Here is a 13,510-nt window from a genome sequence, read left to right on the forward strand (position 1 = left end):
TCACTCCGCCGCCGCGGGCATGCGCGGAGCCTTGTCGAAATCCTCAGGAAAGTGGGTGAGCGCACTCATCACGGGGGTCGGTGTCAGGCCGCCCATGGCGCAGAGCGAGGCATCGGTCATGAGGCGGCAAAGATCGTCGAGAACCGTGAAATTCTTCTCCCGCTCCTCGCCGGCAATGATCCGATCCATGACCTCAACGCCACGCACTGCACCGATGCGGCAGGGCGTGCACTTGCCGCAACTTTCCGCCGCACAGAACTCGAAGGCGAAGCGGGCCTGCTGCGCCAGGTCTACGCTGTCGTCGAACACGACGATGCCGCCATGCCCCAGAAGGCCATTGGCTGCGGCGAAGGCCTCATAGTCGAGCGGAATGTCCAGCATGCTCTCAGGGAAATAGGCGCCGAGCGGACCGCCAACCTGGACCGCCCGGATGGACCTGCCGGAGGCCGTGCCGCCGCCAAACTCCTCAATGATGGTGCGCAGCGTCGTCCCGAAGCCCAGCTCGATCAGCCCAGCGCGTTTCACATTGCCGGCCAACTGCACCGGAAGGGTTCCGCGCGAGCGCCCCATGCCAATATTCGCATAGGCCTGTGCTGCATGAGCGATGATCCAGGGCACCGTCGCCAGGGAGATGACGTTGTTGACAACCGTTGGCTTTCCGAACAGTCCCTTCAGCGCCGGCAAGGGAGGCTTTGCCCGCACCATGCCGCGCTTGCCCTCCAGACTTTCGAGAAGCGACGTTTCCTCGCCGCAGATATAGGCCCCCGCCCCCAGCCGCACTTCGATCGAGAACGCGCGGCCGGAACCGAGAACGGACGCCCCGAGGCAGCCCGCGTTCGTGGCGATCTCGATCGCCCGCGCCATGGTGCGATAAGCGTGGGGATATTCGGAACGGATATAAATGAAGCCCTTCGTGGCTCCCACGGCGAGCCCGGCGATCGTCATCCCCTCGATCAGGGAGAAGGGATCCCCTTCCATGAGCATGCGGTCAGCGAAGGTGCCGCTGTCGCCTTCGTCCGCGTTGCAGACTACGTATTTCGGGCCGGCCTCTGCGTGAAGCACCGTGTCCCACTTGATGCCCGTCGGGAAACCGGCCCCGCCGCGCCCGCGCAGGCCGGAGAGCTTCACCTCATCGACGATGGTTTGAGGCTCAAGTGAGAGCGCGCGCTGCAGGCCCGCATGCCCACCATGGGAACGGTAGTCTTCGAGCGACAGCGGATCGACAAGGCCACAGCGGGCGAAGGCCAGCCGCGTCTGGCGCGAGAGATAAGGCTGATCTTCAAGACGGCCGATGCGGCGCTCATGGGCTCCGCCCGCCAGGAAGCCGGCGTCGAAGAGGCCGGCAATGTCCGAAACCTGGAGTGGCCCGTAGGCAATCCGCCCATCCGAGGCCTCGACTTCGACAAGAGGCTCGAGCCAGAACAGCCCGCGAGATCCCGTCGAGACCATCTCCAATGGCAGGTGGCGGCGCTCCGCTTCCTTGGCGACTTCGCTTGCAATGCGGGAGGCGCCGAGCGCCAGCGATGCGGCATCCTGGGAGATGAAAATCCTGCTCATGACCCTCGCGCCTCCCGCGCCAAGGTGTCGAGCGTGTCCGGACTGAGCCGCCCCAGTGGCTCGCCATCGTAGAGAGCGGACGGAGAACAAGCGCACAGGCCGAGGCAGTAGACGCCCTCAACGGTCAGGGCACCGTCCGAGGTGGTTTCGCCCCAGGAGAGGCCGAGACGGGAAAGAAAATCCTGCGCAATCCGGGCCCCGCCCATGGACTGGCAGGACTCCGCCCGGCAAAGCTTCAGCACATGCCGGCCAGCGGGCTCACGGCGGAAGTCGTGGTAGAAAGTCACGATCCCACGGACCTCGGCGCGGGAGATGTTGAGCGCTGATGCCACGAGGGGCTCTGCCTCCTCCGGGATGCATCCGAACTCATCCTGGAGCGCATGGAGGATCGGCAGGGCGGCGCCCTCAAGCGAGGCATGCGCCGCGATGATCTCGCTCGCGCGGGTCTCATTCCATGGCAGAGGCTTGCGCATGTTCTCCCCTGGAATTCCTCTAGCTGGATCAGGTTGCTGGAATTTGCTGCGATACGCAATAAATCTCGTGCCGTGGCAGAGCTTCAAACCGCCGACCTAAGGTCCGGTCAGGGTCAGGTGCTCTCAAGACCCTCAGCAGTGAGCACGTACCGCGCAGGGCTACGCGCTCCAACCGTGTGCAAGGAATGGACGGAGACGGATCCGGAGAGCCTCAGCGCCGGCCACTTGTCAGTACCCACGCTTAACGCCTCACGGCCAAACGCGTCTGGCTGCCGGCGCATGGCACCGTCGCAGTGAGCGGCGAAGGCTTCGAGCTGACGGACGGGTTCAACCAAGGCAGCATGCCGGCCTCGGATGCAGCCAGACAGGCCATTGATGTTCTCGGCCGCTCCGGCACGCTGTGCAATGACGCGAGCCTTGACCCTGCCTTGGGGAGAGGCGGGGACGACCGGGGATAGCGTCGATCTTGCCTTCCTGGTGCTCGCGGTCAAGGTGGCTCTCGACGTGCCGCAGCTCCGGCGCAGTGCTCCCCGCATGGCCGAGATCCCGTTTGCTGCCGATCGCCGATACGCCACGAGCGTGAACCGCCATGGCGACGACCACCACGTTCACGGGAAAGGCGCGGCGGAGGTTCTGATCCCGTTGTGCCATGGCTCTGATCAGGCCGAGCCCTCCAGGCGGCCGAGACGATGGCCCGGGACGGCTATCGTGTCCTGACAGTGCTCTCCAAGGTGATCGATGGATTCCCGTCGGACGGCTGGGCGGATCTGGAAGGCTCGCTCGGCTGCCTTAAGGTGACTTGAGGTTCGGCTCTCTCACAGGCCGTGCGGCTGCGTTCAGGTCGCCCTTGCCTCCAGCTCGCGCTCCCACTGGCCCACAGAGGCAAGGCCGTTCATCCTGGCCCGATGGGTAAAGGCCTGCTGAGCCGCAGCGACATTGTCCTGCTTGCCGGACCAAGCTTTCTGGGGCGCTGCCTGCAGGGCACGGCCATAGGAGAAGGTCAGCCGCCAGGGGGCGCCGCCGATCCGGTTCATCGCATTGAGGTGGGCGGTCGCCTCCTCGTCCGACTGGCCGCCCGAGAGGAACGCGATGCCGGGCACGGCGGCGGGCACACACCGCTTCAGCGCCATGAGGGTTTTCTCGGCCACCTCGACGACGGAGGCCCGCCGTGACGACTTCTTGCCGGCAATCGCCATGTTGGGCTTCAGCACCATGCCTTCGAGCACGACCCGCTGTTCATAGAGCTCCTGGAACACGGTCTTGAGCACGAACTCCGTCACGGTGGCGCAGCGGTCGATGTCGTGCCCGCCGTCCATCAGGACTTCGGGCTCGACGATCGGCACCACGGTCTGCTCCTGGCAGAGCGCTGCATAGCGGCCCAAGGCATGGGCATTGGCTTTTACCGCGGTCCAGGTCGGAATGCCCTCGCCGACGTCGATGACGGCCCGCCACTTCGCAAAGCGGGCACCGAGGCCGGCATACTCCGTGAGGCGCTCGCGCAGGCCGTCGAGGCCTTCGGTGATCGTCTCGCCGGGGCAGAACGGCAGCGGCTTGGCGCCGAGATCCACTTTGATGCCGGGAATTGCGCCGGTCTGCTCGATCAGCGTCACCAGAGGCGTCCCGTCCCTTGCAGTCTGCCGGATGGTCTCATCGTAGAGAATGACGCCGGAGATGTGGTTCCTCATTGCGTCAGTCGAGCGGAAGAGGAGTTCGCGATAGTCGCGCCGATTATCGGGCGTGGATTCGACGCCGATGGCATCGAAGCGTTTCTTGATCGTGCCCGAGCTTTCGTCGGCGGCCAGGATGCCCTTACCGGGCTGCACCATGGCTGCAGCGGTTTGTGCCAGTTGCGCAAGATCCATCACCTTCCTCCACGAATCATCGGCTTGAGGGCGCCCTCTCTGTATCCAACGCAAGAACGCATGGTTCGGGCTCCCAGCTCGCCAAACGCGGCTGCGGTGAACCATATTCTAGCCGAACTATCAGGACATTCTTGGACATGGTCAGGCTCACTGGCAGGATATGCTACCAGGCGGGAATGCGGTGCGAAGGAGGAGCGCCATGAGAAAGCTGATTCCTGTCGCGGTTTTCGTCGGAGGTCTTCTCGCTCTTGGCGGCTTGGCCAGCGCGCAGAGCGGTGGGATGCCGGGCGGCATGATGGGCAGTCCGGGCAGGGGCATGTTGGGCCGGTTCTCGCCTGAGGACATGAGCGCCTTCGTCGATGCCCACATCGCGGCGTTGAAGGCCGGCCTGAAGCTGACCACCGAGCAGGAGAAGTTGTGGCCTCCCGTCGAGGACGCCATGCGCAATCTCGCGAACCTGCACCTCACCCACATGCAGACCATGCGCCAGGGCCGCGGCATGACAGCCGACGATCCCGTCGCTCTGCTCCGCAGCATGGCGGACCGAATGGCCCAGGGCGCGGACGCGATGCGGGAACTCGCAGATGCCGCGGCTCCGCTCTATACAACACTCGACGATGCCCAGAAGCGCCGGCTCCAGGCGCTCCTCCGGGCTGGCCCCCGCGGCATGATGAGCCGTATGATGGGGCCGGGCCGTCGCGCCCTGATGCGCGGCTGGTTCGGCGATGATGATGACGACGATGACGACCGCTGAGGCCACCGGTCGGCTTCGTAATGGCGGCCCCATTGACCCAGCAGTTGCCCAGCTCCCGAATAGGAGCCTTCATTCCGTCGCTATCCTCAGGATTGCGGTGGAAAAGGACTTGGTCGGCCGCCATCACGCATAGGATTGGCGGTTGCGGAAGCGCCAATCGGGGCGAGCGCTGCGGACCATCATCATTTCTCCGATGTTCTCCGGCGTCAGGAGCCCCACGAGCCGCTGCCTGGCGTCGAGCACCAGGAGGGCCGGAGCCTTGGACTGATTCAGAAGCGCGTCCGCGGCATCGAAAGGCTGCCAGTCGAGCACCGTCGGCAGGTCCCGTGTCATCACCTCCAGAACCGGTGTGGCGGGGCCGCCCTGGCGCAGGGCCACGATGAGGCCATCCCGGGTGAGGAGGCCGCGCGGGAATCCTGAGCCGTCCACCACGGGGAACTCCTTCTGCGAGGTGCGCAGCAGGAGGTCGACCGCATCATCGAGGGTTGAGGCGGTGGCCAGGACCTCGACCGGGCTCACCATGCCGGCGCGCACCGGCAGCCCCAGGGTCGCGTTCTTGAAGGCCACATGCTGGGATTCGGCCGTTGCCGAGAGATAGATGAACAGGCCAATGACGATGAGCATCGGGTTCAAGAAGAGCCCCACCAGCGCGAACAGGAAGGCCGCGCCCTGGCCGATCCGGGCCGCGATGCGGGTCGCCTCCACGTGGTTCATGCGCATGGCCAGCAGCGCCCGCAGCACCCGACCGCCATCCATGGGAAAGGCGGGGATTAGATTGAACACCACGAGGAAGACGTTGGCGGCCGCAAGCCGTGCCATGAGACCAGCGCGCGGGTTCTCCAGCTCAGTCATCGCAGCGGTGTCGAGGCTCATGCCGAGGAAGAGAATGATAAGGCCCGCGATCACCACGTTCACGGCCGGACCTGCCACGGCTACCACCAGCTCCTCGCGCGGGTTGTCTGGGATTCGTTTCAGGCTCGCCACGCCGCCGATGGGCCAGAGCGTTACCTCCGGCGTCTGGATGCCGTAGCGCTTGGCGGCGAGGATGTGCCCGAACTCATGCGCCAGCACGCAGGCGAAGAGGAGCACGATGAACAGCACGCCCTCGAACGCCGCCTCCTGCCCGCCGAGCCGCCACTGCGCTCCGCCGATCCAGACCAGGAAGAGCAGGAAGGTCACATGACACGCACCACGGTACCGGCGATGCGGGCAATCGGGATCGACCAGAGCATGAGGGTCTCCAAGCGAGCTGGCGACGCTCAAGGTAGGGCTGGTGGAGCCGGTTCGGAAGTCAGGAGCAATACGGTGAGCTCGTGGCAGTATGCGAGGGCACCCCGCAAGCTGAGTTGCGACAGCCATGAATTCCGGTGGCAAACCCAAGTAGAGACGTTTTTAACACCGTTTCGGCGCAGTGACAGTCACGCTCAGATGAAGAAGCGCCGGCCCTTGGCTCGGCCGGCGCCATGGACGGGTTAGACGACGTCCTCGGCCCCGCCCTTCAGCTTCACCGGGATCCGCAGGTACCGGACACCGTTCGCCTCGGCGGGCGGGAACTTGCCGGCGCGGATGTTGGTCTGGATCGAGGGCAGCAGCAGCCGCGGTGCTGCGAGCTTCGCGTCGCGCGCCATACGCATGGCCACGAACTCGTCCTCGGTGACACCGTCCTTCAGATGCACGTTGTTCCTCGCCTCGGCAACTGTGGTCTCCCAGGCACCAGTTCACTTGCTACCGCAGAATAACATTGCTTCTTTGCAGAGTCAGGACATTCTAACTTTGCCAGCAGATGATGAATTTCATTGAAGAAAGGTTTTGACAAGAAGTCTGTGGCAGCGGGGACCTCTCCACACGCTATCGGCGCTTCTGCCGTGTTTGGCTATCTTGCGGCTGGATCAGCGGCTGACGCGCCAGATCCGACCACCCGCGTCATCAGAGACGACAATCGACCCATCCGGCAGCTCCTTGACGTCAACCGGACGTCCAACCCTGCTCAGAAAACGCTGCCCGTTGCCGGAGCGGCCGCGGCCCACACGCAGCCGCACGACCTGGTACCCGACCGGGGTGCTGCGATCCCAGCTCCCATGTTCGGCAACCAGCGCCTCGCCGCGCAACTCCGGAAACATGGCACCGCGATAGAAATGAAGCCCGAGCGTCGCGACATGGGCCTGGAACTCATACACAGGTGGGGTTTGGGGCGCGGGCGGAACTGCCGCCTCGAAGCCGCGCAATCGCACCCGACCGCCGAAATACGGAAAGCCATAGAAGGCACCGGACTGCAGTTCGTTGAGCTCGTCGGGTGGTGTGTTGTCTCCCATCCCGTCGGCGCCATTGTCGGTGAAATACAGGGTGCCGCCGTTCCAATCGAAGCCGACCGAGTTGCGGATGCCCCAGGCCATGCGCCGAAGGTCCCCGCCGTTTGGGCTGAGGCTGATGATCGTCCCCTGCAAACCCTCGGGCTGGCAGATGTTACACGGCGAGCCGATTGAGATGTACAGCCGGCTGTCTGGCCCGGCTTGCATGTAGCGCAGGCCGTGGTGGGCCTGGTTCGGCAGCCTGATCGGCAGATCGGCTCGGTTGGCCAGTCTCCCGCCAGGCACTGGCGTAAAAGTTGAGATGCGGTCGCGCGATGCAACGTAGAGCCTGTTCCCCAAGCAGGCGACGAGCCTGGAAGCGGCCCGCACGGCCGGCCCACCTGCCAGAGGGATGCCATAGACCGCGTTGCCTTTGGTGCCGACGTATAGCGCATCGCCGCAGATAGCCATGGCACGGGCAGCCGGCACACGGGCGAACACCGCAACGCGGGCTCCGGGTGCGGCATGGACGGTTTGGCCAAGGCACGGTGGGACCAGACTGGCGGTGGCGAGGCCGGCAAGAGCTAAGGACCAGAACCGCTTGCCAAGGTGCATCATGTCCTCGCGACCGGCTCAAACAGCTCATTTATGCGCCGACCGCTGAGTTTGGAAACTCACGAGTTCGCAGGGACTGGGGAGATCAGGGATAGTGCAACCCGCGCTCTGCCAGGATCCGTCGGTCAGGAGGATCCCCGCCAAGAATGCAGAGCTGCTGGCCCGGATCTAAAGGCGAAGGCCAGTTCACCGTTACGCTCAGCCGCTCATCTGCCATGCTTCAACCAGGGAGGATCAGGGATCCTGGTTCTGGCGCGATTGTCTGGCAACAGACACAGCGATGCCAGAGTGAACGGTAGGCTATTTGCGGCGAACCGCTCGAACTGCTTCGCAAGGCCTCCTACGGATCAATGCTGACGAGCCTGAACGAAGTAGGCGGCGATCGTCGCCTCACCGAGAGCCTTGCAGGCTTCCAGCCGATGCAAGCCTTCGACCAAAACAAACCGCGAGCCGTCGGGTCGCACGAGAATAGGCGCCTGCTGCCCCTTCTCCATGATGCTCTCGGCAAGGGCTGCAACCTTGTGCGGATCAAGCGTGTGACGCCGCCGCACCGGCACATAGACATCGGCGATGGCAAGCGTCTGCCTCTTCATCATCCCGGCGGCTTCAGTCGCTTGTCATGATGATCAAAGCTTAGGCGCCGCGGATCGGCTTGCCCAGGAACATGCGATCCCACGTTGCGTTGCCTGAGAAGGTCAGCTTGGCAGGAGGGTGGCGTCGCTGTGCTGGGCCTCCGCACACGGGGACATCTCATGAGCAAACTCACAGCCTTGATGGGCGTTCTCTTCCTGGCCGTGTCGTCGGCTTGGGCGCAGACCCCTGCCCCCGTCCCCTGCGCCCAGCGCTCCCCCCGCGGCCATGGGCGGCGGGATCGCAGACTACTGGTGGATCATCCTGCTGGTGATTATTGTCGCCGCCGCGATCTGGTATTTCTCCCGCAGCCGCAGGGGCGTGTAACCGGGTATCCGGCAGGAACGGACCCAGGGCATCAGGTGTTAATCAGCAGCCCTTTTGATGCTCCTGACTGTCCCACCGACCCGAACCCGGCTCTGCGCCGGGTTCCTTTTGACATGGGCTGACGTGCGCCACAAGGCGCTCCAGGGATGCGGTCCCTGAGACCATGAGACGTGCCACTCAATCTCCATCGAAGCTCTGATGGGCGGATCCGCTGAATAGTTGCGGGCCACGGCCGTCTCCTCTTGGCCAGCACCGATGCATCAGACGTGGGTTGATGGCGGGCAGTCCGCGCCCCGGCTGAGGGTGCTGTCTGAAACCCTCAGCCGGGGCATCAGTGGAGAGGAAGCCCTCCGACACCTCCAGTGCCATTCACTAGCGACACCAGAGTAGCTGTTCGGGCAGAGTCACCGCCTGCCCGGTGCACGGATCCTGTCGCGGTTAGGGTAAACAATTCGTGGGTGCCGGAGAGCAAGGCGCTCCTCTGGCTTCATCTGGCCAGCGTCTGGTTCCTGATAGATGCAGGCCGAAATATCAGCCTTGAGTATCTCCATCGTGCGAACAGCGACATTTCAACTCGGTTGGCACACGCGATGTCAGGACGAGCGCAGTTATGGAAAGAGATCATCAATCCGTGGCCGGAATCAATCTTCTGTTAACCATACGCGCGCGACTATGCATTGCCTGATCGATCTGGGACAGCGAGCAGGTCTTTCCACGACAACAAGCGGGGCGCGCTCATGCGCCTCGTTTGGTTTCGGCACGCGTTCCAACGCAGTTACAGCCTCGTAATCACGACCACCATCGATCTGCCCAGAGTGGGAGAACTGGCATGAATGTTTTGGTTTTTGCTTCCCGCAAGGGCGGTTCTGGAAAGAGCACCCTTGCCGCGCATTTGGGGAGCTATATGGCCGCGCATTCTCAGCCGACGCTCCTGATTGACGCAGACCCGCAGGGATCTCTGGCCCTTTGGCATAAGGTCCGGGACACAGGGGATCTTTCGCTCCACGTCGGCACCAAGCATCTCGCGGCCACATTGGCCAAGGCGCGGCGCGATGGAGTCGAATGGGTTTTGATCGACACGCCGCCCAATGCCGAAACCGCAGTGGCCGAGGCGATTTGGCACGCAGACCTTGTCGTGGTTCCAATGCGTCCGGGGCTGTTCGATGTCGACGCCATTCAGGCAACGATCCAGGTCTGCCGTGAGCTGAAGAAGCCTTATGCAGTGGTGATCAACGCCGCGCCGGCCAAGAATGGCTCGGATGACCCGATGGTTAGGGACGCTCGAGGGGCGATGCAGGCGCTCGATGTTCCGACATGGGCGGGTCAGATTACACACAACCCTGAACTGTCGCTCTCCCTGGCCCACGGAGCCGGGGTTAACGAGTTCAGTTCCAGGTCGTCCGGATCGGAGGAGATCGGCAACCTATGGCGAGCGCTGACAAGGAGCTTTGAGGCAATCGAGGCTATGACGGGCAAACACATTCAATCCGCCTGAGCGACTTCGGCCAATAATTGGCTCCCAATCCATTGGGTTACCCGCGTGATCTTGGGCGACTTTGACATGACCCGCCTGATGCACAAGTCACGTGCGACATATGTCTGCAAACGGCGAAAACCGTTGGCCGAGCAGTTTATCTGCTCACTGCATGAGAGCGACACGTCGGACCAATTGCTTTCTTGTCCTTGATCCGGACCTACGACAAAACCGGAGACCGGTGACAGCTACTTTTCGAACAGTTATTTTGACAAGAAGTTTACGGCATCAGGAAGTCTAACCTAAACGAGCTCGACGCGTCGGCGGACCTATCACGCCATCGCATCTTAACGGTTCAACTACCATGATCGACCTATTCTGAGGCACACAGGCTCTCATTCCGTGAGTGCCACCAACCGACCGTTCTGATCCAGATGGTTGTCCTCCAGCCATGGTCTTCCTGCTCCAGGAGCTTCGATGTTTCAGGCCCTCACGCGAACTCTCCCGCGCCGCTACCAAGCCGCCGCCGTCGTCTTGGGATTGGGCGCTGTCGCGGGATGGAGCCTGCTTTCGGGATCACGCGGGTCGACCGCGGAACCTGAGCGTCAGGCATCGGCACCAGTTGCCGAATTGCGAGCAGGTCAGAGCCCAGCGACCGAGGTCCCGGAGTCCAGCATATCGTCGGGTTTTGCTCGGAAAGAGATCGCTCGCCTGTCCCAAGAGAAGGTCCTGGTTCAGCCAAAGCCAGTCATGGCTCGCCCTCCGCTTCAAGCCGTCTCATCTGCAGGTCGTCAGCCGCAGACGGGAGTTCCCCAGACTGGCTCGATTGCGCGTAAAGCGCCAACTCCGCCACAGCCACCGGCCCGTGGTGTCCGCACGGCACAGGCGGAGGCTGCACCCCTTGAGCGAAAGCGCTGAACCTGTAAACACGGGGTAAACGCTTCCGATCCGCTCCATGCTCATTGCGCATGGCAGGGGCAACCACTTTCCGGTTTGTCTCGAGCCAGATGCGCTGTAGATGACCCCTCCGCCACGGCCTCCCCGTGGCGCGTTTCCTCCCTAAACTCGGCCGGCATCGTCAATTTAACCGAAGGGTGACCTGGATCGGGCTATCCGTGAGGGATGAAACCGATCCATACTCCTCGTTATGCCCGCCACCGCTTTCCGGCTGAAGTGATCGGCTACGCCATTTGGCTGTACTTCCGGTTTCCACTCAGCCTCCGCATGGTCGAGGAGATATTGGCGGCCAGAGGGATCCTTGTGAGCTATGAGACCGTCCGGCAGTGGGCCCTGAAGTTCGGGCAGAGCTTTGCCAACCAGATCCGCAGGCGTCTTCCGGCAACTGGGGACAAATGGCACCTTGATGAGGTCGCGATCAATATCGCGGGCCGGAAGCACTGGCTCTGGCGAGCCGTCGACCAGCATGGGGTCGTGCTCGACATCCTGGTCCAGAGCCGGCGCAATGCCAAAGCTGCCAAGCGTTTGCTGCGCAAGCTGCTCAAGAAGCAAGGTATCACTCCACGCGTGATGATCACGGACAAGCTGGCCAGCTATGCCGCCGCGAAGAAAGCTGTAATGCCGGGTGTGGAGCATCGCCAGCATAAAGGCTTGAACAATCGAGCCGAAAACAGTCACCAGCCGACCCGACGACGCGAGCGCATCATGAAGCGCTTCAAATCTGCCGGACAGGCCCAACGCTTCCTTTCAGTTCACGACCGGGTTGCAAACCTCTTCCGCCGTCCTGCCAACACCAATGCCGCTGATCATCGCGCGTCCCGCGCTCAGGCCTTCCGAGTCTGGAGCGAGGTGACCAGCGCCGCGAGTGCCTGATCCGACGCCCCTGAAGGGGTGAACCTGTCTCAAGTCGTTAAGTTGACGATGCCTGCAGGAGAGGCTTCCAGATATGGGTCCTGGATCGCTCGACGAGCGTCACCTGTGCTTTCTTGTGTCGGCCAAGCCGGTCTCCCAGTTTGGTCACGAGCTGCAGCCCCGCCGCACCGCCGCCAACAACCACAATCTGATGGAGAGACGGCTCGGCACGGGCCTGTGAGGTGGGCTCCTGCTGATGGTCCGCACGTGTATCCGAACTACGCTCGTCGGACATCGTTATCACTCCCTCGGGCTTGCCGCTCACACTCGGATCGGCTGTGGGGTACCCGCCTCGGCTACATCATCCGCCACCTTCACCGTTTCTGGCTCATCGGCTTCGAGATCCGTCTCCTGGTTCAAGCGCTGATGGAGGCGCTTTTCATCGAGGGCACCTTCCCATTTCGCGACAACGACGGTTGCAAGTCCGTTGCCGATCAGGTTGGTGAGTGCCCGCGCCTCCGACATGAACCGGTCTATGCCAAGGATCAGGGCTATACTCGCGACCGGGATCGTGCCCACTGAGGCAAGTGTTGCGGCGAGCACGATGAAGCCCGAGCCCGTGACTCCGGCCGCTCCCTTTGAGGTAAGCAGGAGGATGGCTATAATCCCCAGCTGCTGCGTCATGGTTAGATCGGTATTAGTCGCTTGGGCGAGGAATACGGCCGCCATCGTCAGATAGATGCAGGTTCCGTCGAGATTGAAGGAGTATCCGGTGGGGATCACGAGCCCGACCACGGAGGTCTCGCAGCCCAAGTTCTCCATCTTAGCGATCATGCGAGGGAGCACCGATTCCGACGATGAGGTGCCGAGGACAATCAGCAACTCCTCCTTGATGTACCGGATGAACTTGAAGATGGAGAATCCGCACAGCGCCGCGATGCCGCCCAGGACGCCAAAGATGAACAGCAGGCAAGTCGTGTAGAAGGCCAGCATGAAGTTGCCGAGCGACAGCAGGGTTCCCACCCCGTACTTGCCGATCGTGAACGCCATCGCGCCGAACGCACCGATCGGAGCCAGCTTCATGATCAAGCCGACGATACGAAAGAAGATGTGACCGACGATGTCGATGAGGCGAAGCACCGGCTCGCCATGCGCACCAAGAGCCTGCAAGCCAAAGGCAAAGAGGATCGCGAAGAACAGTACCTGGAGGATTTCACCGGTCGCAAAGGCGCCAACAACCGTCGATGGGATGATCTCCATCAGGAACGCGATCGTACTCTGATCCTTGGCCTTCGTGGTGTAGGTCGCGATTGACGAAGTGTCGACGCGGGAGAGATCGACATTCATGCCAACACCCGGCTGCCATAGGTTGACGACGATCAGTCCGATCACCAGGGCGAGTGTGGTCACGACCTCGAAATAGATCAGAGCCTTTAGGCCGACCCGGCCGACCTTCTTCATATCCCTCATGCTGGCGATGCCATGCACGACCGTGAAGAAGATGATCGGCGCGATGAGCATCTTGATCATCTTGATGAAGGCGTCGCCCAAGGGCTTCATTGCTTCGCCGATGGACGGATAGAAGTGACCCAGGAGGACACCCAGCACAATCGCAGCAAGAACTTGGACATAGAGGTGCTGATACCACCGGCCGTGGTGGTGCGATGCCAGGGTGGTCGTTGTCGGGGTTACCGTTGCCATTGCATGTCTCCGTCGATAAG

At 62.6% G+C, this 13,510-nt stretch carries 11 protein-coding genes and 2 pseudogenes; 4 read left to right on the forward strand and 9 right to left on the reverse strand.

The window, feature by feature from the left end; translation table 11 throughout:
* Together JO965_RS43740 and JO965_RS43745 are read right to left on the reverse strand one after the other, a co-directional pair.
* Positions 1-1,557, reverse strand: coding sequence for an NADH-quinone oxidoreductase subunit NuoF (locus JO965_RS43740; protein WP_203447827.1), 1,557 nt, complete (start codon positions 1,555-1,557; stop codon positions 1-3).
* Positions 1,554-2,030, reverse strand: a complete 477-nt coding sequence (locus tag JO965_RS43745) for a formate dehydrogenase subunit gamma (RefSeq protein WP_203447828.1) — start codon at positions 2,028-2,030, stop codon at positions 1,554-1,556. The genes JO965_RS43740 and JO965_RS43745 overlap by 4 nt, the downstream gene beginning before the upstream one ends.
* 417 nt (positions 2,031-2,447) lie before the next feature.
* Here JO965_RS43745 and JO965_RS43750 point away from each other — a divergent pair, with 417 nt between their 5' ends.
* A complete protein-coding gene (locus tag JO965_RS43750) occupies positions 2,448-2,747 on the forward strand; it encodes a hypothetical protein (protein ID WP_203447829.1) in 300 nt (99 codons plus the stop codon).
* A 119-nt stretch (positions 2,748-2,866) separates the two neighbouring features.
* On the opposite strand, the gene JO965_RS43755 is transcribed toward JO965_RS43750, so the two are convergent.
* Positions 2,867-3,892, reverse strand: a complete 1,026-nt coding sequence (locus JO965_RS43755) for a class I fructose-bisphosphate aldolase (RefSeq protein WP_203447830.1) — start codon at positions 3,890-3,892, stop codon at positions 2,867-2,869.
* A gap of 199 nt (positions 3,893-4,091) precedes the next feature.
* Here JO965_RS43755 and JO965_RS43760 point away from each other — a divergent pair, with 199 nt between their 5' ends.
* Positions 4,092-4,646 (forward strand): Spy/CpxP family protein refolding chaperone, encoded by a 555-nt coding sequence (locus JO965_RS43760; RefSeq protein ID WP_246777313.1) that lies wholly within the window; start codon positions 4,092-4,094, stop codon positions 4,644-4,646.
* Positions 4,647-4,769: 123 nt separating this feature from the next.
* On the opposite strand, the gene JO965_RS43765 is transcribed toward JO965_RS43760, so the two are convergent.
* From JO965_RS43765 to JO965_RS43780, 4 genes and pseudogenes are all read right to left on the reverse strand, one after another.
* Positions 4,770-5,909: a site-2 protease family protein gene (locus JO965_RS43765; protein ID WP_371827043.1), complete on the reverse strand. Its 1,140-nt coding sequence runs from the start codon at positions 5,907-5,909 to the stop codon at positions 4,770-4,772.
* Positions 5,910-6,118: 209 nt separating this feature from the next.
* Positions 6,119-6,358 (reverse strand): annotated as a pseudogene (locus JO965_RS43770) (MBL fold metallo-hydrolase); the annotation flags it as partial.
* A gap of 177 nt (positions 6,359-6,535) precedes the next feature.
* Positions 6,536-7,552, reverse strand: coding sequence for a sorbosone dehydrogenase family protein (locus JO965_RS43775; RefSeq protein WP_246777314.1), 1,017 nt, complete (start codon positions 7,550-7,552; stop codon positions 6,536-6,538).
* Positions 7,553-7,896: 344 nt separating this feature from the next.
* Complete coding sequence (locus tag JO965_RS43780) at positions 7,897-8,145, reverse strand: ParB N-terminal domain-containing protein (RefSeq protein ID WP_203447831.1); 249 nt, start codon at positions 8,143-8,145, stop codon at positions 7,897-7,899.
* 1,190 nt (positions 8,146-9,335) lie between these two features.
* On the opposite strand from JO965_RS43780, the gene JO965_RS43785 reads away from it, so the two are divergent.
* Together JO965_RS43785 and JO965_RS43790 are read left to right on the forward strand one after the other, a co-directional pair.
* Positions 9,336-10,001, forward strand: a complete 666-nt coding sequence (locus JO965_RS43785; RefSeq protein WP_203447832.1) for a ParA family protein — start codon at positions 9,336-9,338, stop codon at positions 9,999-10,001.
* A 1,101-nt stretch (positions 10,002-11,102) separates the two neighbouring features.
* Positions 11,103-11,810, forward strand: coding sequence for an IS6 family transposase (locus JO965_RS43790; RefSeq protein ID WP_203447833.1), 708 nt, complete (start codon positions 11,103-11,105; stop codon positions 11,808-11,810).
* Between the two features lie 55 nt (positions 11,811-11,865).
* On the opposite strand, the pseudogene JO965_RS48750 reads toward JO965_RS43790, so the two are convergent.
* A pseudogene (locus tag JO965_RS48750) lies at positions 11,866-12,084 on the reverse strand (hypothetical protein); the annotation flags it as partial.
* Between the two features lie 26 nt (positions 12,085-12,110).
* Positions 12,111-13,490: a dicarboxylate/amino acid:cation symporter gene (locus tag JO965_RS43800; protein WP_203447835.1), complete on the reverse strand. Its 1,380-nt coding sequence runs from the start codon at positions 13,488-13,490 to the stop codon at positions 12,111-12,113.
* Positions 13,491-13,510: the final 20 nt, after the last annotated feature.

It is taken from the genome of Microvirga sp. VF16, assembly GCF_016864375.1.
Lineage (GTDB): Bacteria > Pseudomonadota > Alphaproteobacteria > Rhizobiales > Beijerinckiaceae > Microvirga.

Coding starts and splice junctions, on each gene's coding strand:
- JO965_RS43740 (WP_203447827.1), bottom strand. CDS start 1,557: ATGAGCAGGATTTTCATCTCCCAGGATGCCGCATCGCTGGCGCTCGGC.
- JO965_RS43745 (WP_203447828.1), bottom strand. CDS start 2,030: ATGCGCAAGCCTCTGCCATGGAATGAGACCCGCGCGAGCGAGATCATC.
- JO965_RS43755 (WP_203447830.1), bottom strand. CDS start 3,892: ATGGATCTTGCGCAACTGGCACAAACCGCTGCAGCCATGGTGCAGCCC.
- JO965_RS43760 (WP_246777313.1), top strand. CDS start 4,092: ATGAGAAAGCTGATTCCTGTCGCGGTTTTCGTCGGAGGTCTTCTCGCT.
- JO965_RS43775 (WP_246777314.1), bottom strand. CDS start 7,552: ATGATGCACCTTGGCAAGCGGTTCTGGTCCTTAGCTCTTGCCGGCCTC.
- JO965_RS43780 (WP_203447831.1), bottom strand. CDS start 8,145: ATGATGAAGAGGCAGACGCTTGCCATCGCCGATGTCTATGTGCCGGTG.
- JO965_RS43785 (WP_203447832.1), top strand. CDS start 9,336: ATGAATGTTTTGGTTTTTGCTTCCCGCAAGGGCGGTTCTGGAAAGAGC.
- JO965_RS43790 (WP_203447833.1), top strand. CDS start 11,103: ATGAAACCGATCCATACTCCTCGTTATGCCCGCCACCGCTTTCCGGCT.
- JO965_RS43800 (WP_203447835.1), bottom strand. CDS start 13,490: ATGGCAACGGTAACCCCGACAACGACCACCCTGGCATCGCACCACCAC.